This window comes from Klebsiella sp. NPDC088457 (assembly GCF_044900465.1).
In the GTDB taxonomy this organism is placed as follows: domain Bacteria; phylum Pseudomonadota; class Gammaproteobacteria; order Enterobacterales; family Enterobacteriaceae; genus Klebsiella.
The window spans coordinates 1-24,250 of the sequence record NZ_JBJDNH010000015.1 but is presented as its reverse complement, the minus strand read 5'-3'; the positions used below and the strand labels follow the sequence as shown (position 1 = coordinate 24,250).

Annotated in this window: 28 protein-coding genes, 1 tRNA gene and 3 pseudogenes; 14 read left to right on the top strand and 18 right to left on the bottom strand. The window is 52.3% G+C overall.

Translation table 11 applies throughout. The annotated features are described in order from the left end of the window. The first annotated feature begins 10 nt into the window (after nt 1–10). Nucleotides 11–1,324, top strand: coding sequence for a serine hydrolase domain-containing protein (locus ACI2JR_RS11625; RefSeq protein ID WP_462478613.1), 1,314 nt, complete (start codon nt 11–13; stop codon nt 1,322–1,324). A gap of 282 nt (nt 1,325–1,606) precedes the next feature. Here ACI2JR_RS11625 and yejK read toward each other — a convergent pair whose 3' ends face one another. Then, nucleotides 1,607–2,614 carry a nucleoid-associated protein YejK gene (yejK, locus tag ACI2JR_RS11620; protein ID WP_132725535.1) on the bottom strand — a complete coding sequence of 336 codons (1,008 nt, stop codon included), beginning with the start codon at nt 2,612–2,614 and terminating at the stop codon, nt 1,607–1,609. Between the two features lie 189 nt (nt 2,615–2,803). Between yejK and ACI2JR_RS11615 the strand changes: the two genes are divergently transcribed. The 3 genes from ACI2JR_RS11615 to ACI2JR_RS11605 all read left to right on the top strand — a co-directional run bounded on the left by ACI2JR_RS11615 (nt 2,804) and on the right by ACI2JR_RS11605 (nt 4,965). Then, nucleotides 2,804–3,031 (top strand): YejL family protein, encoded by a 228-nt coding sequence (locus ACI2JR_RS11615; protein WP_132725538.1) that lies wholly within the window; start codon nt 2,804–2,806, stop codon nt 3,029–3,031. 19 nt (nt 3,032–3,050) lie between these two features. Beyond that, on the top strand, nt 3,051–4,811 hold the full coding sequence (gene yejM, locus ACI2JR_RS11610; protein WP_132725541.1) for an LPS biosynthesis-modulating metalloenzyme YejM: 1,761 nt from the start codon (nt 3,051–3,053) through the stop codon (nt 4,809–4,811). A 77-nt stretch (nt 4,812–4,888) separates the two neighbouring features. Beyond that, nucleotides 4,889–4,965, top strand: a tRNA-Pro gene (locus ACI2JR_RS11605). Between the two features lie 100 nt (nt 4,966–5,065). On the opposite strand, the gene ACI2JR_RS11600 is transcribed toward ACI2JR_RS11605, so the two are convergent. Then, a complete protein-coding gene (locus tag ACI2JR_RS11600; protein ID WP_462478612.1) occupies nt 5,066–5,452 on the bottom strand; it encodes a S24 family peptidase in 387 nt (128 codons plus the stop codon). Between the two features lie 79 nt (nt 5,453–5,531). On the opposite strand from ACI2JR_RS11600, the gene ACI2JR_RS11595 reads away from it, so the two are divergent. Together ACI2JR_RS11595 and ACI2JR_RS11590 are read left to right on the top strand one after the other, a co-directional pair. After that, nucleotides 5,532–5,774 carry a DinI family protein gene (locus ACI2JR_RS11595; RefSeq protein WP_462478611.1) on the top strand — a complete coding sequence of 81 codons (243 nt, stop codon included), beginning with the start codon at nt 5,532–5,534 and terminating at the stop codon, nt 5,772–5,774. After that, nucleotides 5,774–6,016, top strand: coding sequence for a hypothetical protein (locus ACI2JR_RS11590; RefSeq protein ID WP_462478610.1), 243 nt, complete (start codon nt 5,774–5,776; stop codon nt 6,014–6,016). Before ACI2JR_RS11595 ends, ACI2JR_RS11590 begins: the two co-directional genes overlap by 1 nt. A gap of 130 nt (nt 6,017–6,146) precedes the next feature. Here ACI2JR_RS11590 and ACI2JR_RS11585 read toward each other — a convergent pair whose 3' ends face one another. Next, nucleotides 6,147–6,695 (bottom strand): recombinase family protein, encoded by a 549-nt coding sequence (locus ACI2JR_RS11585; RefSeq protein ID WP_462478609.1) that lies wholly within the window; start codon nt 6,693–6,695, stop codon nt 6,147–6,149. A 90-nt stretch (nt 6,696–6,785) separates the two neighbouring features. Between ACI2JR_RS11585 and ACI2JR_RS11580 the strand changes: the two genes are divergently transcribed. Beyond that, nucleotides 6,786–9,188, top strand: a complete 2,403-nt coding sequence (locus ACI2JR_RS11580; protein ID WP_462478608.1) for a TolB family protein — start codon at nt 6,786–6,788, stop codon at nt 9,186–9,188. A 396-nt stretch (nt 9,189–9,584) separates the two neighbouring features. Here ACI2JR_RS11580 and ACI2JR_RS11575 read toward each other — a convergent pair whose 3' ends face one another. From ACI2JR_RS11575 to ACI2JR_RS11505, 15 genes and pseudogenes are all read right to left on the bottom strand, one after another. Next, nucleotides 9,585–10,412 (bottom strand): hypothetical protein, encoded by an 828-nt coding sequence (locus ACI2JR_RS11575; protein WP_462478607.1) that lies wholly within the window; start codon nt 10,410–10,412, stop codon nt 9,585–9,587. Between the two features lie 15 nt (nt 10,413–10,427). Next, complete coding sequence (locus ACI2JR_RS11570) at nt 10,428–12,446, bottom strand: hypothetical protein (protein ID WP_462478606.1); 2,019 nt, start codon at nt 12,444–12,446, stop codon at nt 10,428–10,430. A gap of 77 nt (nt 12,447–12,523) precedes the next feature. Further along, complete coding sequence (locus ACI2JR_RS11565; RefSeq protein WP_462478605.1) at nt 12,524–12,850, bottom strand: phage tail assembly chaperone; 327 nt, start codon at nt 12,848–12,850, stop codon at nt 12,524–12,526. A gap of 30 nt (nt 12,851–12,880) precedes the next feature. Next, nucleotides 12,881–13,591, bottom strand: coding sequence for an immunoglobulin domain-containing protein (locus ACI2JR_RS11560; protein WP_462478604.1), 711 nt, complete (start codon nt 13,589–13,591; stop codon nt 12,881–12,883). A gap of 64 nt (nt 13,592–13,655) precedes the next feature. Further along, complete coding sequence (locus ACI2JR_RS11555; protein WP_462478603.1) at nt 13,656–14,003, bottom strand: DUF3168 domain-containing protein; 348 nt, start codon at nt 14,001–14,003, stop codon at nt 13,656–13,658. Beyond that, nucleotides 14,000–14,215 (bottom strand): annotated as a pseudogene (locus tag ACI2JR_RS11550) (HK97-gp10 family putative phage morphogenesis protein); the annotation flags it as partial. The gene ACI2JR_RS11555 and the pseudogene ACI2JR_RS11550, both read right to left, overlap by 4 nt. Next, nucleotides 14,215–15,189 (bottom strand): annotated as a pseudogene (locus tag ACI2JR_RS11545) (DNA cytosine methyltransferase); the annotation flags it as partial. The pseudogenes ACI2JR_RS11545 and ACI2JR_RS11550, both read right to left, overlap by 1 nt. Next, the gene (locus tag ACI2JR_RS11540) at nt 15,182–16,126 is read right to left on the bottom strand and encodes a phage N-6-adenine-methyltransferase (protein WP_462478643.1); all 945 of its coding nucleotides are present in this window, start codon (nt 16,124–16,126) and stop codon (nt 15,182–15,184) included. The gene ACI2JR_RS11540 and the pseudogene ACI2JR_RS11545, both read right to left, overlap by 8 nt. A gap of 172 nt (nt 16,127–16,298) precedes the next feature. Then, nucleotides 16,299–16,760: a hypothetical protein gene (locus ACI2JR_RS11535; protein ID WP_462478602.1), complete on the bottom strand. Its 462-nt coding sequence runs from the start codon at nt 16,758–16,760 to the stop codon at nt 16,299–16,301. Next, nucleotides 16,757–17,746 carry a conserved phage C-terminal domain-containing protein gene (locus ACI2JR_RS11530; protein WP_462478601.1) on the bottom strand — a complete coding sequence of 330 codons (990 nt, stop codon included), beginning with the start codon at nt 17,744–17,746 and terminating at the stop codon, nt 16,757–16,759. Before ACI2JR_RS11530 ends, ACI2JR_RS11535 begins: the two co-directional genes overlap by 4 nt. Continuing rightward, nucleotides 17,743–18,045, bottom strand: a complete 303-nt coding sequence (locus ACI2JR_RS11525; RefSeq protein ID WP_462478600.1) for a hypothetical protein — start codon at nt 18,043–18,045, stop codon at nt 17,743–17,745. Before ACI2JR_RS11525 ends, ACI2JR_RS11530 begins: the two co-directional genes overlap by 4 nt. Beyond that, nucleotides 18,038–18,214 (bottom strand): DUF4222 domain-containing protein, encoded by a 177-nt coding sequence (locus tag ACI2JR_RS11520; RefSeq protein WP_462478599.1) that lies wholly within the window; start codon nt 18,212–18,214, stop codon nt 18,038–18,040. Before ACI2JR_RS11520 ends, ACI2JR_RS11525 begins: the two co-directional genes overlap by 8 nt. Nucleotides 18,215–18,386: 172 nt before the next feature. Next, nucleotides 18,387–18,935 carry a YmfL family putative regulatory protein gene (locus tag ACI2JR_RS11515; RefSeq protein WP_462478598.1) on the bottom strand — a complete coding sequence of 183 codons (549 nt, stop codon included), beginning with the start codon at nt 18,933–18,935 and terminating at the stop codon, nt 18,387–18,389. Nucleotides 18,936–19,211: 276 nt separating this feature from the next. After that, nucleotides 19,212–19,661 carry a hypothetical protein gene (locus tag ACI2JR_RS11510; protein WP_462478597.1) on the bottom strand — a complete coding sequence of 150 codons (450 nt, stop codon included), beginning with the start codon at nt 19,659–19,661 and terminating at the stop codon, nt 19,212–19,214. A 55-nt stretch (nt 19,662–19,716) separates the two neighbouring features. Continuing rightward, a complete protein-coding gene (locus ACI2JR_RS11505; protein WP_462478596.1) occupies nt 19,717–19,947 on the bottom strand; it encodes a helix-turn-helix domain-containing protein in 231 nt (76 codons plus the stop codon). Between the two features lie 97 nt (nt 19,948–20,044). Between ACI2JR_RS11505 and ACI2JR_RS11500 the strand changes: the two genes are divergently transcribed. The 7 genes and pseudogenes from ACI2JR_RS11500 to ACI2JR_RS11470 form a co-directional block, all read left to right on the top strand. Next, entirely contained in the window at nt 20,045–20,677 is a 633-nt protein-coding gene (locus ACI2JR_RS11500) for a LexA family protein (RefSeq protein WP_462478595.1), read from the top strand. A 565-nt stretch (nt 20,678–21,242) separates the two neighbouring features. Then, a pseudogene (locus tag ACI2JR_RS11495) lies at nt 21,243–21,338 on the top strand (hypothetical protein); the annotation flags it as partial. A 47-nt stretch (nt 21,339–21,385) separates the two neighbouring features. Further along, nucleotides 21,386–22,213, top strand: coding sequence for a YfdQ family protein (locus ACI2JR_RS11490; protein WP_410135182.1), 828 nt, complete (start codon nt 21,386–21,388; stop codon nt 22,211–22,213). A 128-nt stretch (nt 22,214–22,341) separates the two neighbouring features. Beyond that, nucleotides 22,342–22,869: an HD family hydrolase gene (locus ACI2JR_RS11485; protein ID WP_462478642.1), complete on the top strand. Its 528-nt coding sequence runs from the start codon at nt 22,342–22,344 to the stop codon at nt 22,867–22,869. Further along, complete coding sequence (locus ACI2JR_RS11480; RefSeq protein WP_130948584.1) at nt 22,869–23,069, top strand: hypothetical protein; 201 nt, start codon at nt 22,869–22,871, stop codon at nt 23,067–23,069. Before ACI2JR_RS11485 ends, ACI2JR_RS11480 begins: the two co-directional genes overlap by 1 nt. Then, complete coding sequence (locus ACI2JR_RS11475) at nt 23,062–23,847, top strand: ParB/RepB/Spo0J family partition protein (protein WP_462478594.1); 786 nt, start codon at nt 23,062–23,064, stop codon at nt 23,845–23,847. Before ACI2JR_RS11480 ends, ACI2JR_RS11475 begins: the two co-directional genes overlap by 8 nt. Next, nucleotides 23,844–24,250 (top strand): hypothetical protein (locus ACI2JR_RS11470; protein ID WP_462478593.1); only part of this gene is annotated, 407 nt, incomplete at its 3' end. The genes ACI2JR_RS11475 and ACI2JR_RS11470, both read left to right, overlap by 4 nt.

Below are 24,250 nucleotides of genomic sequence, written 5' to 3'. Positions count from 1 at the left end.
GGAATCTCTGATGACAAAGATAAAAAGCGCAAAACCGTTGGCCCTGGCGCTGATGCTGGCGATATTCCCCGCCGTGAGCATCGCGCAACCGCAGTCGCAGGCGTCATGCGGCGGCGTGATGCTGGATGTCTGCCCCACGCCGTTTGACCAAACGCTGCCGGACAAAAAAGAGATGCTCAACTGGGATCGGTCCGATCGCGTTATCGGGTTTCGTAACGACTATCGTAACTATCGCGGCGATGTCTTCCATCACGGTACCCCGGTAGCGCTACAGCAGGCAGACCAGCCGCTGACCGATGTCAGCTATACGCTAAACGGTCACACCTGGAACCTGCAGGATTATCTGAAGCGCCAGAATGTCACCGGTTTTCTGGTGCTGAAAGAGGGCAAAATTGCCTATAAATACCTTGGCGCCGGCAATACCGACACCACGCTGTGGACGTCGCGTTCGGTGGGTAAAGCGGTGGTCTCGACGTTAGTGGGTATCGCGATTCAGCAAGGTAAAATCCGTACGCTGGATGACCGGGTCACCGATTATGAAGCCGATCTGAAAGGCACGGCCTGGGATGGCGTCACCCTCCGTCAGCTGATTCAGCACACCTCCGGCGTCGAATGGAATGAAGACTACACCAACCCGCAGTCCCATTTCGCCCGCCTGACCCAGTGCGAGGCGCATCCGGGCGCCTACGATTGCGTACGCAAGATTGTCGCCTCCCTGCAACGCGCGCATCCGGCCGGCGAGCAGTGGTCCTACTCTTCCGGCGGCGCGTGGCTGCTGGGAGATGTGCTGGAGCGCGCCACCGGAATGCCGCTTGCCGCATGGCTGGAACAAACCCTGTGGCAGCCGGGTGGAATGGCCCACGATGGCGTCTGGCATGCCTATCAGCAGGGCAAACATGACGTCGGCGCTCATGGCTTCAACGCCACCCTGGAAGACTGGGGCCGCTTCGGTGAATTTGTCGCCCGCGACGGACGCCTGCCCAACGGTAAACGACTGGTTCCCGACGGTTGGTTTGACCAATCCTCCGCCTGGAGCACTGCGCTGAACTCCGTCTCGCCGGCGCACCCGGAGGGAATTTATGGCTATCAATGGTGGAACAATGCGATACCTCAAAACGCCAAAAACGTTGCGCCCACCCCGCAGGAAGGGTTGAAAGGGTCGCTGTGGGCGCTGGGTATCTATGGTCAGGTGATCATGGTCAACCGCGCGGAACATCTGGTGATTGTGCAGTGGTCAACCTGGCCGCAGGCTGAGCCTTCATTTACTGCCCAGCCGCTGGAAGCGGCGCTGATGTATAGCGCCATCGCCCAAAAGCTACGCTAAGCGTGACCGCTCCTTGCGCCGCCCGGGGCAAGGAGCGATGCCGCGTTCAGCCCCCCGGTGCAACAACAAAAAACGTACAAATCGCCGCAAAACAGGCCGTTGTTCAACGAGCGGCCGCGCTGATTTGGCCTGGGCTATCATAACCCATAGCCCCGACAGTGCCGTCGCGCTGATCGATGACCTGGTGGATGAGGCGCAGCTGGCGCAGTGCGGGATTAAGACGCGCCGCGCCGGTGTTCGCTACAGGGCAACCCCCCCAGCCGAAGCTGAGGGTGTTCGCGATCAGCTCCCGCCGGAGGTTCGGCGCTGAAGCTGATCGCGCAGGTTGGGCGGCGTGCCTTTGATAGTCAGGGTATCCGTCGCCGGATCCCAGAACACCCGCTCGCCCAGCAGCATGGCATCGAAGTTAATCGTTAACCCGCCGCCGCTACCGGCAAACTTAGTCAGCTGTCGTAGCGTGCTGCGATCCGCCGGGAAGCTCTCTTCCAGCTCATACCCTTGTTCTGCGGTAAACGCCTGGAAACTCTTCTCACTCACTCCGGCAAGCTCTTTGGATAAGGATTCCAGCTCAATCTCCTCCCCGGCCTGCAGCTGTTCGTTGCAGTAGGCGTAAACCTGCTGGCGCACGTTCTGTCGCTCGGATTTGTCCAGCTGCGCGTCGGAAGTAAAATCATCCACCGCCTGCAGCAGGCCGCGGTTCTGTGCTTTGGCGTTCAGCCCTTCGCTGGCGCCGAGGAAATCCATGAAGAAATCGGCCACTTTCCGCCCGACCCGGCCTTTCAAAAAGGTCAGGTAGCGGGTCGATTCCGGGTTGGTTTCCCACTCGGTTAAATCAATACGCGCCACGATGTCGGCATGATTGATATCCAGATAGTGGGTGGAGCTGATATCCAGATCTTCATTAACGCGCATGCTACTTAAGTTATTCAGCACCGCCACCAGCAGGTACTCTACCGCCAGGTAGCGATACTGACAGAACAGCACGATACCGCCTTCGGCGAAAGGATATTTCGCCAGCTCGTCGCGCAGACGGCCGGTTGCCGCACGGCTGAACGGGAGAAACGCTTCTTCTCCCTGACGCTGCTGGCGCAGAGCCTGCGCCAGCTCGCTCTCTTCGTTAAACAGGCCGTAGGCTTTGTTTTTTGCGCTATAGACCCGATGCAGCTCGGCCATCATCTCCACGACCGTCGCATTCGGTTCCAGCAAGGAATCGCGCAGCACCAGTTCCAGGTTTTGTTCATCACGTTTAATTAACTGATGCAGGGCAATCTGGTCGATATCCAGACTCATGTTAAACTCTCCTTTTAGACCGGGCGGTATTCAACCACCGCCGGGACGGCGACGCAACCGTCGCGTGACTCCGCAACGACCAGAGACTCGCGATCCTGCGCGCTTTTGCGCCGTGGCGAAAAAATGCGGAAAAAAAGCTGCTGCTACGGTAATATGTTGCCCTTTCACGAACAAACAGATTTTGAGTTTATGCCGCAATTATCCCGCTATAGTGATGAACACGTCGAACAGCTGCTCAGCGAGCTGACCCACGTGCTGGAAACACACAAAGCCCCCGTTGACCTTTCACTGATGGTGCTGGGCAATATGGTGACCAACCTGATCAATAGCAGCGTCGCGCCGGCGCAGCGTCAGGCGATCGCCCGTTCTTTTGCCCAGGCTTTGCAGTCTTCGATCAACGACGATCCGGCGCACTAAGGATAACCAACAACTGTATATGGTGACTCTTCGTCAGCCCTACCGAGAAAAAATCTCCCAGATGGTCAGCTGGGGGCACTGGTTCGCCCTGTTCAACATAGTGTTGGCCATGGTGCTCGGCAGCCGCTATCTTTTTGTCGCCGACTGGCCAACGACGCTGGGCGGACGTATCTTCTCGTACGTCAGCCTCGTTGGTCACTTCAGCTTTCTGGTGTTCACCAGCTATGTACTGATTCTTTTCCCGCTGACCTTTATTGTCATATCGCAACGATTAATGCGCTTCCTGTCGGTCATTCTGGCGACCGCGGGGATGACGCTCCTGCTGATTGATAGCGAAGTTTTTACCCGTTTCCACCTGCATCTTAACCCGATTGTCTGGGAACTGGTGATCAACCCCGATCAGAACGAGATGGCGCGCGACTGGCAGCTGATGTTTATCAGCGTGCCGGTTATCTTCCTGCTGGAAATGCTCTTTGCCACCTGGAGCTGGCAGAAGCTGCGCAGCCTGACGCGTCGCCGCCGCTATGTCCGGCCGATTGCCTGGTTTTTCTTTCTCTCTTTTATCAGCAGCCACCTGATCTATATCTGGGCGGATGCGAATTTCTATCGCCCGATTACCATGCAGCGAGCGAATCTGCCGCTCTCCTATCCGATGACGGCACGCCGTTTCCTCGAGAAACACGGCCTGCTTGACGCGCAGGACTATCAGCGTCGTCTGGTAGAACAAGGCGCGCCGGAAGCGGTCTCCGTCGAGTATCCGCTGAGTCCCCTGCGTTATCGCGACCTCGGCGCCGGCTATAACGTGCTGCTGATCACCGTCGATAACCTGAACTATTCGCGCTTTGAGAAGAACATGCCGGAGCTGGCCGGTTTTGCCAAAGAAAGCGTCAACTTCACCCAGCATATGAGCTCCGGCAATACCACGGATAACGGCATTTTTGGCCTGTTCTACGGGATTTCACCGGGCTATATGGATGGCGTCCTGTCGGCCCGTATTCCGGCGGCGCTGATTACCGCCCTGAACCAGCAGGGCTATCAGCTGGGACTGTTCTCCTCCGACGGCTTCAGCAGCCCGCTCTATCGCCAGGCGCTGCTGTCTGATTTCTCCCTGCCAGGGGCGAAAACGCAAAGCGATGAACAAACGGCAAGCCAGTGGATTAGCTGGCTGAACCGCTACGCGCAGGATGAAAACCGTTGGTTCTCGTGGATTTCACTCAATGGCACGACCCTGGATAACGGCCAGCAGCAAAACTTTGTCCGCCGCTATAGCCGCGCCGCGGGCGATGTCGATACGCAAATCGGCCGGGTGCTGAGCACCCTGCGTGACGCGGGCAAACTCGACAATACCGTAGTGATCGTTACCGCCGGTCACGGTATGCCGCTGAATCCACGCCATGGGCAGTTTGAGTGGTCACGGGATCAGCTGCAGGTGCCGCTGGTGATTCACTGGCCGGGCATCCCGGCGCAGAACATCGCCGCGCTGACCGATAACAAAGATGTGATGACGACCCTGATGCAGCGTCTGCTGCACGTCTCCACCCCTGCCAACGAATATTCGCAGGGTGAAGATCTGTTCAGCCCGGCGCGCCGCCGCAGCTGGGTCACCGCGGCAAACGGCGATACGCTGGCCGTCACTTCGCCAGAGTCCACCGTGGTGCTAAACCACAACGGGACCTACAGTACCTGGAACAGCGAAGGCAAGAAGATCGATAACCGCAAACCTCAGCTCAGCCTGCTGCTGCAGATCCTGACGGATGAAAAACGCTTCATCGCTAACTGATTGATTAATTATGAATCAATCAGCCGTTTCCCGGCTTGCATTCGGTCGGGGAACGGGTAATATTATCCCCCACGCGTCGGCACGTAGCGCAGCCTGGTAGCGCACCGTCATGGGGTGTCGGGGGTCGGAGGTTCAAATCCTCTCGTGCCGACCAAAAAACCCAGAGAAACCAGCCTTTTAAGGCTGGTTTTTTTATGCCTGTTTTTCGCACGGGGAGTTAATGGGGTGAAATGGGGGTGAAACCCCGTCGAAATTCACATCACCGGGTTATCGTCAAACTCACCAATTCGGGCATCATTGATGATGTAAGTAACCACCCCAAATACTGCTGGCGGTTTGTCATCGAAATCATCCCTCGGTAGTTCCTCCCTTTTTCCGGTTAGCAGATTCTCAAGATGTTGATCGGGCATTGTCCTGTAGCGTTTTAACTTAAATTCGCCATCCATCGCACAGACAAGCAGCGACCCATCACATGGGCTTAGTGATGCATCGATGACCAGTAATGCTCCCTGGATGATCCCTGCCCGATAGTAGGTGCTCCCTGCACGCATAAAATAGGTCGCGGCAGGATGGCGAATAAACTTCTCATCAAGGGAAATCCTCTGTTCTTCAAAATCTTTTGCTGGGGATGGAAAGGCCATGACATTGACTCCTCGGCTTGACACTGTACACAAACACAGTATATATACTGTATATAAACACAGTAAAGAGGGGAAGGAAATGTTTGTGGAACTGATTTATGACAAAAGAAACTTTGAAGGACTGACCGGGGCAAAAGAGACAATTACGGCTGAATTAACTAAGCGTGTTCACAGGATTTTTCCCGATGCCGATGTACGTGTAAAACCGATGATGACCTTACCTGCGATCAACACCGATGCCAGTAAGCACGAAAAGGAGCAAATCAGCCGGATTGTCCAGGAGATGTTTGAAGAGGCGGATATGTGGATGATGGAGGAGTAATGGACATTGCGAATGTGATTATCTCAGGGGTACGGATCTACTTACCACCAGACAATAAACTACCGTCACCATCTCCAGATATGATGACATTTGCTATTGTCCGGGATCCTGGACTGATTTCTGATTACCTGCTGATGGTGCATAAAAATGGACGTTGGGAACTGGCCACTCCAAATTTTTACGAGGAAACCGAACAAGCCATATTGGCAGCTGTGAAAATCGGTGAAAAAGTTTGGCAGTAGTTTCCACGTTTAAGAGCTTTCCGGGCTTCTTCAGCAAACGAGGCACCAGTAAAATATCTATGGCTGTCCTCTGCCTATGCAGCCATTGATCACCTACGTGCTCTTGCATACGGTTCGTAGATGATCATCCTTACCCAGCAGGGAAATACTTATAAATTGTCTTCACCCCTACCCCGATCACGTCGGCCACCTGCTGCCGGGTCGCGCCGTTCTCCAACATTCTGCGACTTCGTTCCACGACTTCTTCGGTCATTACCCTGCGGCGGCCTCCGACTCTCCCCTGCTCTCTCGCAGCGGCTAAACCGGCACGGGTACGCTCGATGATCAGCTCGCGCTCCATTTCCGCCAGTGCGCTCATGACGTGGAAGAAAAAGCGCCCTGCTGGCGTCGAAGTGTCGATCGAGTCGGTCAGGCTGCGGAAATTCACCCCGCGCGCCTGCAACTCTGACACGAGCGTAATCAGATCGCGGACACTGCGCCCCAACCTGTCCAGCTTCCAGACCACCAGCACATCCCCCGGTTTTAGCCGGCGCAGCGCGCGTTTTAACCCCGGCCGCCGGGCATTTTTCCCACTCGCTGTGTCTTCGAATATCTGCTCACATTCTGCGCGAATGAGGGCGTTTTTCTGTAAATCGAGGTTTTGCTCCCCGGTAGACACCCGAGCATAGCCAATCAGCATGTTGTAACCCTTTGAAATAGCTGATTGTAAAAAGCTCCAAACATTCGCACAAACCCTCGTTTAGGCGAACGCTATTTTTTGGAGCAAAACATGGCCCTTAATCCGCCACTCGGGAACACCTCTCCGGAGGTGCTGCTCGATAACGCCAAACGTCTGGATGAACTGGTGAACGGGCCTGCGGCTACCGTTCCCGACCGCGCCGACGTCCCGCTGGACTCCTGGCGCCAGATTATGGCGATGGTCGCCGCGGCTATCATTGAGGCACAAAACAGCATCACCGCCATTGGCCTGCCGTTTACCACCCTGGCGGAAGCTCAGGTCGCCGCCGATGACGGGAAAATCCCGGATGGGGCGGTAACGTGGGTTCGTAGCTCCGATGGTAGTTCGCTGGCTGATGAGTATATGAACGTAGGTGGCACGCTGACGGCTACCGGGCGGAAGATGCTGTCGTATGACTCTCTGAAAAATCTCATGCCATTAAATGACAAAACAATATTTCTGGCATCAGATACGGGGGGCGGAGATTTTCCGTTTGCGGAAAATTATGATCGATTAGGACTGGATGCTAATAGCGATGTGATTTTTTACTGGAAGGGGAAGGATTTTACAACGCTGCTGAACTGGTCTTTTCCGTTTGTAGGCACAAAGGAATTTAATCTGAATGGCATGGCGGTATCTGACCGCAATATTCTGGATGAGGAAGATAAGGAGAACATCGAGGTTCTGAGTCATGTTCGTTTATTTAAAACGATGGATTCAGAAAATTATCCCTTTGCCGAATCGTTTGATTACATCGCGAAAGATTACATGGAAAATATGATGTGGGCCCTTCGTGGCAATGTCTATTTCAATTACATGAAGTGCTTCTATCGAGAAATTGATGTTGCGAAACTTTCCGTTAATGGTGTGTCGCTTGACGTCAACGCCATATTGCCAGCTGAGGATGCTAAAAACCTTACCCGTCTGAGTAATGCCTCTCAGTTTCAGGATAGCTCTGCATTTCCGTTTAACCCGACTGCATGGACTGTTTTAGATAAAAACCGTGATGTGATTTTCCGGGCCGAAGACTACTGGAAAGCGCTTGAAGATATTAAGGAGTTGCAGGACGAACTGGCTAAGTTGTCACCGCAGACTAACCCACTATTGCCGTTCGCCGATGTAACGTCAGGTTATTCTCAGATTTTTGCGTATAACTCTGAGACTGGAAAACAGGTGCAGGTTACGAACGGTGAGAGCAACGAGACAGCGCCTCGGCCCGATGGTGCCGACCGTATCGTCTGGCAGTCTGATCGCGCCGACCCGCCGCCGGGCGCACTGTTTTACGCCCGGCTGCCGGAAATGACGCCGCATGCGTATATTGCGCGTAAAAAAATCGTGGGATGGGGCCATTCGTTCATTAACAACGGCGCATTCTTCAACAGACTGCGTGCTTTGACAGGCATACCACTGTACAACTTCGGGCTGGCCGGGCAAACCAGTGACGCCATAGCAGCACGTCAGGGGGGCGCTCCGGCGTACTATGCGCCAGTAGGAGGATCAATCCCGGCGAGCGGCGCGGTGACATTGACACCTTCGCTGCCTGGCCCTTGCCGCTCCCTTGCGGCGCCTGTTGCGCTGAAATGCAACCTGGCTGGGGTGGATGGTGTATTCGCCTGGGATGGCACTAGCGCGGTATTCACCCGTGATACTGCCGGCGATGCTGTCCCTGTATCGGTGCAAACGCCTTTATTTGTTTATCCGATAACAACCGTGAATGTCAGCGGAAGCATCGCATCCGGCACGCAGTTTGATCTGCACGACGAGTGTATAAATATCTTCTGGATTGGGCGTAATAATTTAAGCCAGACAGACCTGATTATGGAAAACCTTGTTTCCATGGTCGAGTATGTAAAAAATATCGGTCTGAAAATAGTTATTCTTGCAGATTTTAACTCTTCCGGAGAGCCAGCCGGATCAACTGGGTTTAATCAGATGACAGAGTTAAACCGGAGATACAAAGAAGCATATCCGGAATTTTACTGCGAAATTAACGGAGTGGATAACCAGACGTTTAGTTTTTCCACATCAAACCTGAACGTACTGGCGTCCTCTATGTTTGGGATGGCCCCAACAGCCGTTTCCGGGGCCTCGCCGTCGGCCATCGCGCTCTATGTGCGCGGGCGACAATATGCCCTCGCATCTCAACTGGCGCCACTGTTCGATGGTGGCCCGCATCAGTTTGCTGTTGAATGCGAAATTAGCGCAGACAATACGCAGCAGCGAATCTACGTCTATCTCGACCAGGTGCAGGTATATTCATCAGGGTGGCAGTCTGTAGCGACAACAGTACCGGCAGCACCGACGTATCGCTATATCGGTACATCCGGTGCTTTCCCGGTAGCATGGACTGGCAGTTTTTACCGTTACCGGAAAGATGACCTGACCGCGACGGACAAAACAACCGCAGAAATTTTGGCTGATGATGTGGAGGTGGCGGGAACGCGATTCTCGTAGGAAAAATAATACATATCATGAGGCGGTAAAACTGCATGATCCTGAAAATTAATCCGTGAAAAAGCAAAAAACCCCCTGGGCAGGCACACCCTGGGGGGAAACTAGATCGACATTATTGCTGTGTGTACGTCTTTGCGCACAGCTCATACTCTAAGAAAAATCCTATGTGTGCCAGCGGTATTTTTCTGGTCAGAGCAGAAACACCGGTAGCGGCTATCAACGCGACCTGCTGCTGCAGTTCTGACATCGTTATGTAGCGCGGCGTTTTGTATTGCATTAAAATGCATAGAATTATGTATGCCAAAATGGCGAAGTTATGCATGGTGCGTAAATGATCGATTGAGTAATTTTGGGATGTATCAATGGTCACCAAAAGCACTTGATGACCATTGATTATTAGTTGAAGCGGGAGTGATTACGAGAATAATCCAGAGCAACAATATCAGCCGGATTTAAATCCGAGTTACTCATGTCATAAACAGCATTTCTGTAAACAGTCGCAACCGTACCACCAGAAGCACTACCGAATGAACCGCTGAAAAGTTGTGTCTTTGTAAACCCGCCAGGGTATGCAGCCGAGGGAGTCATTGCCTTTTCAACCACCGGCACCCCATTGACAAAAAGCTGACTCTTAACCTGCGTATCGCTGACTTTATAGGCATACATCGCCACCTGCGTGACTGTCCCGAGCGCAGCTCTCACGGCAGTATCCACACCGCCAGAACCGTCCCATGATGCCCCCCACGCCTGAAACTGCATATTGTTCAGATTGCCCTCTGCATTACTGTTTGCCAGGATTGCAGAAAGGGTCGTTGCACTCGCCGGACCACTGCCGACGGAAAATAACGCGCACTGGCGAGCCGAATGCTGCGGGTCATATCCCGTTACCGGGATTTTGAATGTCAGGGTGATTAACTGTTTTGTGCATGACGCGGGTAAAATGGCGCTGGCGGGAAGCAGGATCCGGTCAAGGAAATTTCCCGCGGCCTTAATTCCGCCACCGTCATAACTCATCGCATTGCCAGCTGTTGCGGCGTCATCCGTGTAGCACAGGTTTTTTATGGTAGCGGCAGCTGGATAGCCCCCGGTTTTGTTACCGCCAGGCCAGGTGCGGCCAAAATCCAGCAACAGGCGACACGCATCGTTAATAGCCGCATCGCGATACAGATATTCACCACTCGCCAGAGTGACATTCCCACGCTTTTCAAAAGGACCTGCTGTCATGTTTATTACTCCTGATTACAGCCAGCCATTGCTGACCATGAACTGATGAACGAAAATTGCGTTGACCTCTGTGCCGACAAACAGCGCATTCGGGCGCAGACTCTGGCTGGGATGCAGGGTGTCCTGCCGCAGTGACGTTGGGGTGATGCCATTGGCGATATCTTCAACATCCTGGGGGGAGTCCGGGTTGTAGTGGTTTTTGAAATTCTGCAACAGGTCAACGCCGTCAATTTCACAGTAGTTCCCGGGGTAGAGTCGCTTCAGCTCTGAGTTCAGGTACATGACCTGTGAATGCCCGTTTGTGCCGATTACTTCGCTGGCCATCGGGAATTCAGGCAGCACAACAAAGCGCCGGTTCTGCCGTGTCAGCCTGTCAGTGATGGCCTTCATGTCACTGAGGATCTGCATGATGGACGAGGCGTTATTTCTGCCAATCCACAGGATATTGACCGCTTCGCGGTGCTGGTCGTAGCGGGTCGCCAGCGGAATATCGCCGATTTCGCGCGTGGTATAGGGGTAAACCTCCAATGGCGTCGGCCCGGTGACACTAACTGCGCTGCCGGAGTCTGAGCGGGTGAATATCATCTCCGTCCCGGTCCAGTTAATAACGCCAGCAACACCGGCCAGGGAACATTTCAGGCCGTCTTCTGCAGCAACATCGCCAACAATCTGCAGTGGCCCAGGTTGCGCTGGCGTTAGTGTCACATCGCCAGTCGCAGGGATGACACCGCCTGCAGGCTGGTAGTTTTTGGTATACGCACCGTTCCTGAGTGCAATCGCGACAGACGTCGCGCCGGAGCGCCCGAAGTTGTAGGCGGGATATCCGGTCAACTGGCTGAGCTTTAAACTGAATGAGGTGTTATTCCCGATGAAGGAATGACCCCAGAGCGCGAGCGTTTTACGTCCGTATTCTGAAACGGGCAGCCAGGCATTGTATGGACACATGATTTCTCCGGCGACGGCATCTGATGAGGGGGAATTAAAAATGAAATAGTCGGATTCGTTACGGAAGTTAGTGAAGTCGGTATCTGTGGCAAATACAGTCATTCTGGCGGTGCGGGTGTTCAGCACCTTGAGGTTTTTGTCATCAACGAATACGCGGAAGTCGTTTTCTGTCTTTGGATACGTCTCCCCATCTTCTGACAGGCCGCTGATAATGCGGTTGTTCTCATCCAGTATGCCGGACACGAGCACGCTGCCTTCAAATTCGGATGCGTCCGCTAAATACGACTGATATGGCACGCCACCAACAATCAGGCTGTCAACATCTATGATTCGGGCCAGCAGTGAGCCTAGTGTCACATTCTTAAAGAATGCCCGGTCACCAATCCAGCCCATCAGCCAGCGGAGATTTTCCGACACTAACGCGCTGTCAAATAGCGCCCCGGCGTACTCATCTGAATCGAGGTAATCGACGTTATCAACGCTTTTGACAGGTATACCGTTGATAGTGACCTGCCCGGCCTCAATCTCTTCGACCTCAGCCTTCGCGGCGGTCAAATTTCCCGTCACGACGAGATTCTTTAACCACAAAACATCCGTTATCCACTTCCACAACCAGCGTCCGGCACTGTCCATCCCTGCCGAATCGATGCCAGAACCCTCATACTCATCGTCGGAAATGTATGTGAGCAGTTCCAGCAGTTTTAACAGCGGTTCTACGGACTCCTGAGAAAGCATTTTCCGCCCGGTTGCTGTCAGTGTCCCGGCAATATTTTTGTACTCGTCGGCCAGTTCAGTGTCATCGATACTGCGGACCCAGGTCACTGCCCCTTCGGGGATTTTTCCATCTGCTACAGCGGTCTGGGCATCATCAAGTGTGTTAAACGGCAACCCGATAGCTGTGATGCTGTTCTGCGCGTCGGTAATGGCCGCGAAAACCTTCTCCATAATCAGCCGCCATGAGTCCAGCGGCACCCCGCCGCGGTCTTCCACCGTGGCCGCTGGCCCGCTAATCAGCCGATCGGCCCGCTTGACGTTATCCATAAAAATTTCGGGGTCAGTGGTCTGCCCCACGGGTGGAACATAGGCCATGTTTTTTGCTCCAAAAAATAGCGTTCGCCTAAACGAGGGTTTAAGCGAAAAAGGTTAATCGGGGATTTAAAGGGGTTTTAAGCGACGTTGCCGGGGTAGGTAGCGTCGTCGTACTGATAGAAAATTTCTTTATATTCCGGGGCAGTGATCTGGCAGTTCCCATCACCAACTGGCGCTATATCCTGAACTATCCCATGACGGGCGCCCTTCTCGCTGTCACAGAACAGCAACCGCGGTGGATCAATATCAGGGTCATCCATAACCCAGTCTTCCGGGTGCAGATCGTCGTTATACGGTACTGTGAGGGTAACTTCGGCATTATCCCACTCTGGAACGGTAACTGATTTTTTGCGAAAACCCGCCATTGGGGCCAGCGCCAGCGCTTTAAGATTCGGTTTTGCCATTGAGTTAATCGCCGGTTTCCCGGCGCTCCATTAATTCACAGCGACAGTGCAGTCAGATGAGGTGATAACGTTCGGCGGCGTGGCGGAGTCAGTCACAATACAGGAATAAACCCCAGCATCGCCCGCTACAGCGCTAGCTTTATTGAAGGTGGCGCTCGTTTGCCCGCTGACAGTTGCGCTACCTTTTTTCCAGACGTAGCTATAAGGAGCAGTACCACCTGCAGCAACGACACTTAGCGTAAGCGGACTACCTGCAGTCACTGTTTCTGTGACCGGTAGATCGCTGCTGAACGCCAGGACCCCGGAGGCATCAATGTTACTCGGCTTACCTTTCAGACGAAGCGAGAACGTAGCGGCCACGACGCCGTTTGTCTGGGCATCCCAGGTATGCTGGCGCACTTCAGCACGCATCAGAAAACCGTTTCCAGACGGAAATATAACCTTGAAGCCATAGACCCCGTCGTTATCATAAGCAGCACGCAGGGTATCCTGTGCCGGGTTGCGGTAGAAATTACCCGATAACGACATTTCTGATGGGGCCGGTAGTCCGTTGATGTTGTCCGTTTCATCAGAACACAGCGCTGTCACGTCGATATCGTTTTTCTGGCCGGCGGTGAAGCTGGCCTGCTTAAGGGTGCAGCTCAGATTGAGCCAGGTCGCCGTGTTCAGTTCATCCGCTGTGATCGGCACTGAAGAAATCATGACTACCGTTTTTTGTGCGCGTTCAAATAGTGCTGACATTTCAGCCTCCATACTCCATAAATGAAAAAACCGCCAGTCGGCGGTCGGGTTTGATTTGATTCAGTCAGGCAGTAACCGTTATTTCCAGGGTTGCCCGATAAAGATGGGTTGTCGTGTCATAGCCCGGAATCCGGGTTACTTCGGTCGGAGAGAGATCTTCCAGGCGGGATAGTGCCTCCGCTCTTATGGCCCGCGCTTCGTCGTTTGTTTCGGCCCAGACGTCAATCTGAATATGAAGTGTCGATTCTGCCTGGCCGCAGAGCACGTCCCCGGATACATCGGTGGGTATCGAGAAGATGACATAAGGGGCAGGTACGGCTGGCAAGTCATCATTACCCAGGGGCACGACATAGGGATAAACCCGCCCGCCGACCAGCGTCGCCAGCAGAGGATATATATCGTCTTCCGTCATTTACTCAGTACCTCATCAATAGCGGTATTCATTCGGTTCATTGCAACCTGAGCGGCCTCCTCCATGCGGGTATCGAATGCAGGACGAACAAAGGGATGCGCTGGCGCAGTGGATGTTCCCAACTCAACAAAGTGCCAGTAAAATGCGTTGCGTTTATCGCCTGCCTTCATGGTGTTGTCGCTATTACCGGTACGCGGGTTCACACCGCGGATAACGCCAGCGCATAACCGTGGGTTTTGGTGATGGTTTGCAGGGGATCGGCCAGCGACTGTCCGCGGAAGCAATCATATTTACCGTGTGTTGTGGTGTGGTTGCATTTGACGATGAACGGATTATCACTTTCGACGACAAACCGCTGGATGCCGCGCGCTATCCGTTTCAACGTGTTAATGGCCAGCGGCTTTTTACGATCAAATATCGATGGTGCAGGAATAGACCAGTCTATACACTCAGCAGCTGTCCGCCATGGTGCCAAATTTCCGGATTTAACTGCTGCAGATTTAGGGTCACCGTGAGTGACTCCCGGCCAGGCAATGGGTTTATCGTCACAACGCATCAACATGAAGAATCGCTTGCGGATCGTCGGAGCACCATAATCACTGGCACGCAGTTCGCGATATTCTACCTTATACCCGAGGCCTGCAATCAGTCGTTTGGCTTGTTTGCCATCCGGGGAGATACCGAGAAATTCGCAACATTCGTACAGAGCCGGGTGATCCGCAGGTATACCAGTGGAAAGCATTCCAACAAATGCCAGGAAGGTTTCACCAGAACGCTCAGGATCAGGACGCATCTCACATGAAAGCAGCGGGCCCCACGTTTTAAATTCTTCAACATTTTCGAGAGCCATTACACGAGGGCGAACATCCAATGCCCAGCGAACAGATACCCAAGCCAGCCCACGAATCTCACGTTTTACCGGTTTACTGCCGCGCGCCTTTGAATAGTGGGTACAATCCGGGCTGAACCATGCAAACCCGACAGCCTTTCCACCTGTCGCAGCGGCAGGGTCAACGTCAAAAACGTTTTCACAATAATGAAGCGTGTCCGGGTGATTCGTCCGGTGCATGGCCACGGCGTTTTCGTCGTGGTTAATGGCAATATCAACGCTGCGGCCGATCGCCATTTCTATCCCGGTAGATGCCCCACCGCCGCCAGCAAAATTATCAACAATCAACTCACGCATGGCTCACCCCTTGCATGCTTTCTACCAGTCCACCAGCAACAGTGATGATCTCGCTGGTGGGCATACGCTCCAGCCACAGCTGGTTAATTTGCGCCATCAGCTTGTTTTGCTGGGATGGCTCCAGTCCTTCGGATCCTTCTACCTGTCGAAACACAAGCCCTACCTCCAGTGGCCAGATACGCGATTCCGTCTCTGGTAATTGCGCAGGCGTTGCGACTGGTTCCACTGCCGCCAGCTGCGACACTGCCTGTGCTGGAGTATTGCCAACAGCAAAATGCGCCAGCGTCATGAACGCTTGTCCTTTCTTTTCCAGATCCGCACGGTGGATATAGCCGAACCGCTCCCCGCGCCAGGCCTTATCAAACACGACAATGGCACCCGCAAAAAAAGCGCTGGTGGGCTTTTGCTTATCATCGGCAGGGATAAACCACTTCGGCAGGTCGAAGCCAATGCGCCCACGAATAAAACAAACATGATCGGCGTCTTCCGGCCACCATGTTTCGCTCGGTGCTGCTTTGATGAGAAATACATAGCGCCCGCCCTTCTCACGCTGCGCTGAAGCGTAATTCATGATGTGCGTCATGCCGGTTATCGCCTGCTTTTCGTGGTACTGGGAGCGGCTATACGGTGGGTTGCCAAAGCCAGCACCGCCAAGTTCTTCCAGACGAGCGGACCAATCTTGCATCAGCGCGTTGTCTTCGGGGGTGAACCATGCCGGGCATTTTGCGTTGCTATCGTCAGCAAACAGGTCCAGTACCAGCGGTCCAAACATTGCGTTAACGCCCCAAAACAGCAGATCAGGCGTGCGCCACTGATCACCAACGTCTTTCAAATAATGCGCACTGCTCTGACGCAACTCTTCAAGCACCAGACAATAGGTGCTTTTTGTTTTAATTACCGGCAGCCCTTCAACTGTCGTCATCTCCTGTTCTTCCATCACAATTTACCCCTCTGCTGGTCGGCGCTAACCAGCAACCGAAGAAATCGATAGCGCTTTTCAAAATGAATAAAATCGCTATTGAACGCTGAATACTGGAACCGAAAGGCACAATCCTCTTTCCACCACCGTTTCCAGTAATGAAGGCGGTAATGCCGACAAAAAGCGCGGTTTAATCGATGCACAGGTCACCCCCACAGTAATTTCCGGCAAGGTGGGTTATTCCGCTGGTATTCGCCCCACTTTTGGCATTGCGTACACACTGATTTTTCATCCGCATATAACGCTCTCTGGATTTAACACTGCAGTTTGAATCGCACAGCTGCTGCCAGACCGTCGCCGCCCGTCGGAAGTAGCGCCGGCTTTCCAGGCTCCTCGCCACCAGTTCCAGATTGCGCATTGCTTCGGAGGTATCCTCTGCCTGGTTTTGGTCATTTCCGTCAGGGTTACAGGCGACACGATAACGAAATACACTCGACGTTTCGGTACTCGCCAGACGGCCCTCGTAATACAGGCGGTGTACCGCGTTCTTCACTGACATGGGGTTGCACTGAGGGAAGGCTGCAATTATGTCCCGCATCATCACCCCAGGGTTTTTCTCGATAAACTCGAATGCCGATTTCGCAATAATCATCCCCGGAACCCCGCTGGAATTGTATTTTGTACCGGGCCAACTGAATTGATATCTCGTGGCCTGTTTTTGTCCCATGCCTCTCTCGGCGGCCGGCCTTTAGCATCCCAACGGATAGCGCTTTGCAGATAGCCTTCGAATTTTTTCGGGCCAAAGAGCGTCTCAGGACGCATGTACTGGTATTGCTCGTCGTTTTCATGCCAGTGCTCATGCTTCAGATCGATAACCAGCTTCAGGTCGCTGACGGCATGTCCATCGCGTAGTCGGGCACGGATGTTTTCCAGGGAGGATTTTGATTTCTGGAAACGGGAACCACTGACCTGGTTTAAATGGGCCAGAACTTCGATCGCATGATCGGTAATAACCACTTCAGGATCCGGCTTATCGTCGGGATCCGCAGGAACCCGACAAGAGGGTTTTGAATTACCCTGTGTATTCTCCTGTGTAGTCTCTGTGTAATCTCCTGTAGGAAAGTTTGCGGGATCCCCACCAGCTTGTTCGTGGGAGTCGCCCATACTTGTTTGCGGTGTTTCCGCATTCTTGTTTGCGGCTTTACCGCAATCTAGTTTGCGGGGATGCACCGATCCAGATTGCGGCGTTTCCACATTCTGGAGATTCCGCACTCTGGTTTTATCCTGGCTGGCCTTTTTGCCTGGTTTTGTAGTCTCTACCAGCAGAGCTTCTAGCCGTTCCGCGTTAATGCGGTAGTGCATGGTCGCCGGCACCCCGCGGCGGTCCTCTTCCAGGACACCCAACGCTACAAGACGCTTACGGGCGGTTTCTTGCTCATCCCGCGATAGTGCTGTTTCACTGAAAATGTCTGCCTGTGTTTTGTACATCCAACCGCCATCCATGCGGTTATGCCAATAAACCATCTGAGACAAAAATACAGCGGCGACCGGGCCAGCCTTAACTTTCCCGACTTTCAGTTTTGCAAAGGCAGGGTTATAAGCAATTGGGCGATCAAGTAATTGAATCAACGTACTCATGATCCATTCCTTAATTCGCGAGGAACGGTTATGACATATCCACTTGAAGAGCTGCCAAACTGCAGACCGTAGTTATTTTTCCTAATGAATCCATTCTCAACCAAATAGTTGATTGAATTGATAAAATCTGATGATGAGCAGCAGCACACCTCAACAAATTTTTTGTCAAAAATAAGCTTTTCACGCCCTCCGTCAAGGCTGCCACTGATATGGATATAAACCATAATCAACCTGTGCAAAGGGGATTCAAAGGGAAAATCAAAGGCAATGTTTGATTCGTTAATCTCATGATTATTCATTATTTTCCCCTATTTCTTTGAACTTTCGTTGAAACTGATCGAGCGGGCTAAAGCACTCGTGGGGATAGCCTTCTCGCAGATAGATAACGCGGCGTGTCTTAGGCTCCCAACGGATGACTCTGACGGTTTTTCCGTAGTGATCTTTGAACTGCCGGTTAACTTCTCGCATAACGCCTTAGCCCTCCGGTTAAAGACCCCCACAACTCCGCGCGCCCTACTGTGGTTACATTCGACCCACTTTCCGCATACCATGCGTTCATACCGAAACGACGAAACACCCGGGATCGGGTACATCCGTAGTTGCGGTAAGTGAGGATTTACGATTAAATTGCTCATGCGGATCATTTCTCCATACACGTAGAGTTATTCGCCACGGCCCCCGGAGCTGCACACTCGCGGGGGTCACTCGTTTCTGGCAGACAATAAACACGAGAAATCAGGTTGAGGAACGTCATCAGCGTGACCCGGAACTGGTAGGCGATATCATTCAGGCTTTGCCACTCGCAATGAGTAACAATCCCGTCATCGATATATTCCCGATAGGCGCTAACCAGTTTGCCAAGCTGACCAACCAGCTCTGCCAGCTTCAAACCAATCTCTTCGTTCTCGTCTTCATGAGCCACGCCAGATACATGAATCCCGTTGTCGGTTTCACGCGAAAAAACATCGGCAATGTAGCTAACGCCTGCTGCCTTTTGCAGGACCATTGCCCAGCCCATAGGGAATATCTGATCTCCACCAACACGCAGCCGGTTAAAGAGCGCGTCCTGTGTGGTATCCAGAATCTCTGCAGCTTCGATATAGCCACCAGGTAACGCAGCTATGGTTTTACGAATTGCAGCCACCAGCCATGCTGGCTGCTTTTCGACTTTCCAGTGTTGTTCATTCATTGTTCAATGCCTCTGTTGGTGCTGAACCTTCCTTCGGATATTCTTGGTTTTCCACGACTAAGAACCGAAGGAGGTTCAACATGACTTTGCAATCGGTGTACGTTTCAATTAAAAATTCCCTCATGGCGAGTTACGCAAATACCTACCGGGAGGAAGTCGGGTATTGGCTACAGAACCTGATTGCAGCCCGTTCGATCCAACTCACCAGACTTTATGCGGCCATCCGCCAGTACAAACTTGAAAATCCAGAACTCAATCTGAACAGCCGGGAAGCGATCATTCATTTGCTTCATGCCCACTCTGGGGTTGTGTTTTTATCCCTTGAAAATATTCCCGCTTCTCTTGCTCTGAAACTCCTGGGTTCGTGTTTAGCCAGTCAACCGGTAGCGGCCAACGATGAGTTTCTGAAATCTGAAGAGTCAATGAATCAATGGATTGACGGAAATCGTGAACTGATTGCTCAATCTCACGAAGCAGGCGAAGGTCTTCCTGAGTTTCGTTGGAATGATCTGCCGAGCGAATTATTTCCGGGCTTGAAAGGTAAGTAATTTTTACCTGGATGGTTTCCAGCGGCTTTTTCAGTTCATCTGCCAGCCTGCGCAGACAATTTACGATCTCATACAAGCCATCGGTTTTTACACCGGCTGAATCTGCTACACGGTTCAGCCAGATTCTTAACTCTTCCGGTGATAAATCACCTGCATTGATGTAAGGTTGCTTCTTCATCGTTTCCTCACCTGACTTAACCCCCACGGCTTACCCCTTATCTCTGTGGTTTCTGTTACACCCCTGAAGAGTTATCGTTCTGATTAGCACCCTCGCCATAGAGCAACCAATGAGGATCGCAATGCAGGGCTGAAGACAATTCGATGATGTAACGGGGCCTCTTTGTTAAACCCGCCTCGATCGCTTGTAATGACTGCTGGGTCATTCCGACCAATTCAGCCAATTGCGCTTGTGAGAGATTCATCTCTTCACGTTTATTCTTTAACCTTTGAGAAATTGATTCCATAATACCTCCACAGTTTTATCTGTATTTTTAAACAGATACTACTGTTTGTCAATCACAGTTTAAACTGTGACCATGAGGCCATGGGAATGGAGGAGCTATGAGCCTTGCAGAACGCGTAAAGCAAAAAAGAATCGAACTTGGTCTTACTCAAGAGCAAGCAGCTGAAAAGGCAGGAATAAGGCAGCAATCATGGGCCAGCATTGAGGATGGAAAAACTAAAAAGCCACGCAACATTGTAGGAATAAGCAAAGCTCTTCAGTGCGACCCAACATGGTTGATGAACGGTGGGCCTTTCATGGCTCTTGCCGATGTGAATTCAAGGAAAGTACCTTTGATCAGTTACGTCCAGGCTGGGGCATTAGCAGAAAAACACCCTATTGATGCATTTGATGGTAGCTTCGAATACATCATGACAGACCTTGATATTTCTGAGTTTACTTTTGCACTAAGGATAGAAGGTGATTCAATGGAGCCTGACTTTAAAGAAGGCGACATTATCATTGTTGATCCTGAGTTAGAGCCTGTTCCGGGAGAGTTTGTTGTTGCTAAAAATGGTGATAATGAGGCTACTTTTAAAAAGTACCGTCCTACATTTACCGATATTACAGGCCGCCAGCAATATGAACTGGTCCCCCTTAATGACGACTATCCCACCATTAATAGCTCTGAACGCCCGTTAAAAATTATCGGCGTAATGGTCGAACATAGAATTTACAGGCGAAAAAGATAAATCCTTCCTCACATGAACCGGCATACGCCGGTTTTTTTACGTCTTTAGTTTCATAAAAAAAACAATGAATTACAGTTTTTATAGTTAACATCATAACTTAATACAGTTTTTGCTGTTGACGAATTAACAGTTTTATCTGTATTATTAATCCATCAACAGCGAACAGGCAGGACGCCCACGAAGTAGCCGCCCGGGGCATACGAAGGCCGGGATGATTCGCAGGCACGAAAAAAGCGCCCCATAGGACGCTTCGCTCTTTAACAATCTGGATATCCCAACAACTTAACGAGGTCTTGGTACTGGCCTTGGTTTAGGCGGAATTTGGCTGTCTGGCCTTGGGCCCTCGTGAACATGTTCAATTTTATTGCTCATACCGAGTCCTTCTTTTTATTTTCCAGGTTGAGGTGGTCTTGGTCTGGGTGGAACATGAAATGGCTCAACGGGTCTACTCATCTTTGGATTTTTCCTCTTTTCTTTCGACTGGGTATCCGCCGGCGAACCAGGACAATATAGATTCCAGTCGAGTCATGCTTTTCTCTATTTCAAGGTCGAAGTAAAGGCAGGTAACCGCGGTGGCAAACTCACGATCCTGCAGGAAGACCAGGGCAACCTGTTTAACCTGGCGGGCGATCCGGATGGAAAGCTACGGGCGGCCAAGTAAGCCGCGATTGATCTGCTCTTTTTAACCGTAAATTTTAAGGAAAACCTATGTCACAATTGAATGGCGAGGCCATCGACAGAATTCAGGAGCTGACTCTTGCTGCAGTCCATACTCTGGATCTGAAAACTACCCACTGCCCTACCGTTATGTTGCCCTCCGGCTACGGCATTGAAAGCATTGAGCGCTTCAATCTCAACCGCTTCCGTTTCCGTGGTTCCCTGGAAACAACCAGCATTGCTGATTTCGTGCGTTACTCAGTTGGCTATGCCGTTGCTGATACTCCAGCCCGCTGTTTTATCGACGCTGAGAGCATGTCTGCTCGTGCTGTGTTTAACATCGGCTCTCTGGATCAACCCGGCCATGCAGACAACGTAGCATCTATTCGACTCAAGAAAACAGCACCTTTACGGGCGTTGCTCGCGATAAATGGTGACCGCCTGAGCCAGAAACAAATCGCCGAATGGCTCGAAGACTGGAGCGATTTCCTGCTGGCCTTCGATGCTGACGGTGAAACCATGGAAATATCCAAAGCTGCGCAAGCTGTTCGACGGGTGACGATCCAGCAAACGAATCAGGCCGATCACGAAGATGGTGATTTCGCTGGTAAAAAATCTTTGATGCAAAGTATTGAAGCGAGCAGCAAAGATGTTATGCCGGTGGCGTTCGAATTTAAGTGCATTCCTTACGAAGGCCTGGGCGAGCGCCGCTTTAGTCTTCGTAACAGCCTGCTAAAAAGTGGCGACCCAGTTTTTGTACTGCGGATCGTACAACTTGAAGCTCAGGAAGAAGAAATGGCTAACGAATTCCGTGATTTGTTGGTCGCTCAGTTCGATAGCAAGCCGGTAGAAACTTTTATCGGCAATTTCAAAGCCTGATTGCTCAGCCTTAAATCCCCGCAGGTCCGGGGATTTATTGAAGCGTAATCCCTTTATTTATCGCCAATGGCGAGGGATTTTTACACCCAAAAATCAGCGCTGTGCAGGCGTAAAGTATGGAGAAAAAAATGAGCTTTATTCAAACCCTTTCAGGCAAACATTTTAACTATCTCAATATCCGGCAAGACGCGATTGAGATCGAGGATATTGCAACCGCCCTCTCGCATATCTGCCGATTTGCCGGCCACCTGCCAGATTTCTATAGCGTTGGACAACACAGCGTATTAACGAGCCTACTGGTACCCCAGGAATTTGCGCTTGAGGCGCTGCTGCATGATGCCGCCGAGGCTTATTTGCAGGATATCCCGGCGCCACTTAAACGCCTGCTCCCTGACTACCGCGCCATGGAGCATCGAGTTGATGCAGCTATTCGTCAGAAATTTGGCCTGCCGGCTGAACAGCATCCGACCGTTAAATATGCCGACCTGGTGATGCTGGCCAGCGAACGTCGTGACTTTGAGATCGACGACGGCACTGTCTGGCCCATGCTCGAAGGCATTATTCCGACGGATCAATTCGTTATTAATCCGGTTCGCCCAGGCCAGGCCTACGGGATGTTCATGAACCGCTTCCACCAGCTGATGGAGCGGCGCTAATGGCACATATGAAAGTTAAAGAACTTGTCGCTGCAGCTTACGCTGCGGCACCCGATCTACCACCGGAAAAAGCAGAGTTAATCCGCAATATCGCTTCACGGCTGGATGTAACGTTCATCGCCCTTACCGAAGCAATGGACCAAAACACTGCGCAGGCTGCAGTGTTAGCAGGCCTTAATGGGGTGAAAAACCATGGCTAAAGACTCAAAGCTTGTATACGGCGCCAGTGGCAAAACGAACGTTTTAACGTTCGAACCTGAAAACCTACACCTGGTCACTGATAAGGCCCACCCGCTCTACGATGAACGTATCCACCTGTCGATTAACGAAGCAATGGTGCTGAATATCATGGATCAGGGAGTGCTTGAGCCGATCATCGTCTGGAAAGACCCGGAAAGTGGCCTGTCCTGCGTGGTTGATGGCCGTCAGCGTGTACGCCATACCCTGGAAGCCAACAAGCGCCTGGTGAAAGAGGGAAAAACTCCGCTGCTGGTTCCAGCAGTCGCTAAGCGCGGATCGGCTGCTCGCATGGCTCAGGCGATGGTTAGCGCAAACGAAATCCGCCAGTCCGATACACCGCTGGGCCGCGCGAAGAAAATGGCCGATGCGCTGGAACGAGGACACGATGAGCAAGACCTGGCGCTGATGTTCGGCTGTAGCGTGCAGACTGTACGCGCAACACTGTCCCTACTTGATGCCACCCAGGCCGTTAAAGATGCCGTTGAGGCCGGTTCCGTCACTGTTACCCAGGCTCGTCAGCTGGCATCGCTTAAACCCGAAGAGCAGCGGGAGAAGGTAGCAGAAATCGAAGCGGCGACCGCAGGCACTACCGGCCATGAAAAAGCCCGCCGGCAGCGCCAGGTTCTCGGTGAAACAAAGCCACGCATCAAATCACGCAAAGAAATAATAAAAGCCCTCGAAGGTGCCAGTGGTGAATACGCTGATGCATTGCGCTGGGTGCTCGGGGAGGCTGTATGAAAATCACACTACAGGCAGTAAACGAGCTCATCGCCTCCCTGGAGAGCGCAGGCGAGCTGTCAATCAAAGAGCGGAAGTATCTGGATCTGGCGAAGTCGTATGCGTTCAAGGAAGAGGAAAGTATGGCTCAGGCGCTAACGTTCGAGAAATGTCGTGAGCTTTCAGGCTGCCCGGCTGGCGTAGACCTGCAGGACTGGGTGAAGCAGCTGGCTGCGGAGAACGTGGGGCTGAATTCATACATTGAAGCCGAGTGCTTTGTGTTCAAATGCCACGACGTTGAGCCTATTGATGCAATGGAATACAAACCGGAAACCCCCGCCACCGATAGCATCTATGCCGGGATTAAGGCTGATGGTCGCGCAGAGGGTATCAACTTTGCAGCAAGCCGCCTTGCAGCCGCTTT

Bases quoted from the DNA above. Each gene is read 5' to 3' on its own strand.
- ACI2JR_RS11575 (WP_462478607.1), bottom strand. From the start codon at position 10,412: ATGACAGCAGGTCCTTTTGAAAAGCGTGGGAATGTCACTCTGGCGAGT.
- ACI2JR_RS11485 (WP_462478642.1), top strand. From the start codon at position 22,342: ATGAGCTTTATTCAAACCCTTTCAGGCAAACATTTTAACTATCTCAAT.
- ACI2JR_RS11555 (WP_462478603.1), bottom strand. From the start codon at position 14,003: ATGACGGAAGACGATATATATCCTCTGCTGGCGACGCTGGTCGGCGGG.
- yejM (WP_132725541.1), top strand. From the start codon at position 3,051: ATGGTGACTCTTCGTCAGCCCTACCGAGAAAAAATCTCCCAGATGGTC.
- ACI2JR_RS11570 (WP_462478606.1), bottom strand. From the start codon at position 12,446: ATGGCCTATGTTCCACCCGTGGGGCAGACCACTGACCCCGAAATTTTT.
- ACI2JR_RS11565 (WP_462478605.1), bottom strand. From the start codon at position 12,850: ATGGCAAAACCGAATCTTAAAGCGCTGGCGCTGGCCCCAATGGCGGGT.
- ACI2JR_RS11490 (WP_410135182.1), top strand. From the start codon at position 21,386: ATGTCACAATTGAATGGCGAGGCCATCGACAGAATTCAGGAGCTGACT.
- ACI2JR_RS11515 (WP_462478598.1), bottom strand. From the start codon at position 18,935: ATGAATGAACAACACTGGAAAGTCGAAAAGCAGCCAGCATGGCTGGTG.
- ACI2JR_RS11505 (WP_462478596.1), bottom strand. From the start codon at position 19,947: ATGGAATCAATTTCTCAAAGGTTAAAGAATAAACGTGAAGAGATGAAT.
- ACI2JR_RS11595 (WP_462478611.1), top strand. From the start codon at position 5,532: ATGTTTGTGGAACTGATTTATGACAAAAGAAACTTTGAAGGACTGACC.
- ACI2JR_RS11500 (WP_462478595.1), top strand. From the start codon at position 20,045: ATGAGCCTTGCAGAACGCGTAAAGCAAAAAAGAATCGAACTTGGTCTT.
- ACI2JR_RS11525 (WP_462478600.1), bottom strand. From the start codon at position 18,045: ATGAATAATCATGAGATTAACGAATCAAACATTGCCTTTGATTTTCCC.
- ACI2JR_RS11480 (WP_130948584.1), top strand. From the start codon at position 22,869: ATGGCACATATGAAAGTTAAAGAACTTGTCGCTGCAGCTTACGCTGCG.
- ACI2JR_RS11560 (WP_462478604.1), bottom strand. From the start codon at position 13,591: ATGTCAGCACTATTTGAACGCGCACAAAAAACGGTAGTCATGATTTCT.
- ACI2JR_RS11615 (WP_132725538.1), top strand. From the start codon at position 2,804: ATGCCGCAATTATCCCGCTATAGTGATGAACACGTCGAACAGCTGCTC.
- ACI2JR_RS11520 (WP_462478599.1), bottom strand. From the start codon at position 18,214: ATGCGAGAAGTTAACCGGCAGTTCAAAGATCACTACGGAAAAACCGTC.
- ACI2JR_RS11625 (WP_462478613.1), top strand. From the start codon at position 11: ATGACAAAGATAAAAAGCGCAAAACCGTTGGCCCTGGCGCTGATGCTG.
- ACI2JR_RS11535 (WP_462478602.1), bottom strand. From the start codon at position 16,760: ATGATTATTGCGAAATCGGCATTCGAGTTTATCGAGAAAAACCCTGGG.
- ACI2JR_RS11590 (WP_462478610.1), top strand. From the start codon at position 5,774: ATGGACATTGCGAATGTGATTATCTCAGGGGTACGGATCTACTTACCA.
- ACI2JR_RS11580 (WP_462478608.1), top strand. From the start codon at position 6,786: ATGGCCCTTAATCCGCCACTCGGGAACACCTCTCCGGAGGTGCTGCTC.
- ACI2JR_RS11475 (WP_462478594.1), top strand. From the start codon at position 23,062: ATGGCTAAAGACTCAAAGCTTGTATACGGCGCCAGTGGCAAAACGAAC.
- ACI2JR_RS11585 (WP_462478609.1), bottom strand. From the start codon at position 6,695: ATGCTGATTGGCTATGCTCGGGTGTCTACCGGGGAGCAAAACCTCGAT.
- ACI2JR_RS11540 (WP_462478643.1), bottom strand. From the start codon at position 16,126: ATGGAAGAACAGGAGATGACGACAGTTGAAGGGCTGCCGGTAATTAAA.
- ACI2JR_RS11510 (WP_462478597.1), bottom strand. From the start codon at position 19,661: ATGAAGAAGCAACCTTACATCAATGCAGGTGATTTATCACCGGAAGAG.
- yejK (WP_132725535.1), bottom strand. From the start codon at position 2,614: ATGAGTCTGGATATCGACCAGATTGCCCTGCATCAGTTAATTAAACGT.
- ACI2JR_RS11530 (WP_462478601.1), bottom strand. From the start codon at position 17,746: ATGAGTACGTTGATTCAATTACTTGATCGCCCAATTGCTTATAACCCT.
- ACI2JR_RS11600 (WP_462478612.1), bottom strand. From the start codon at position 5,452: ATGGCCTTTCCATCCCCAGCAAAAGATTTTGAAGAACAGAGGATTTCC.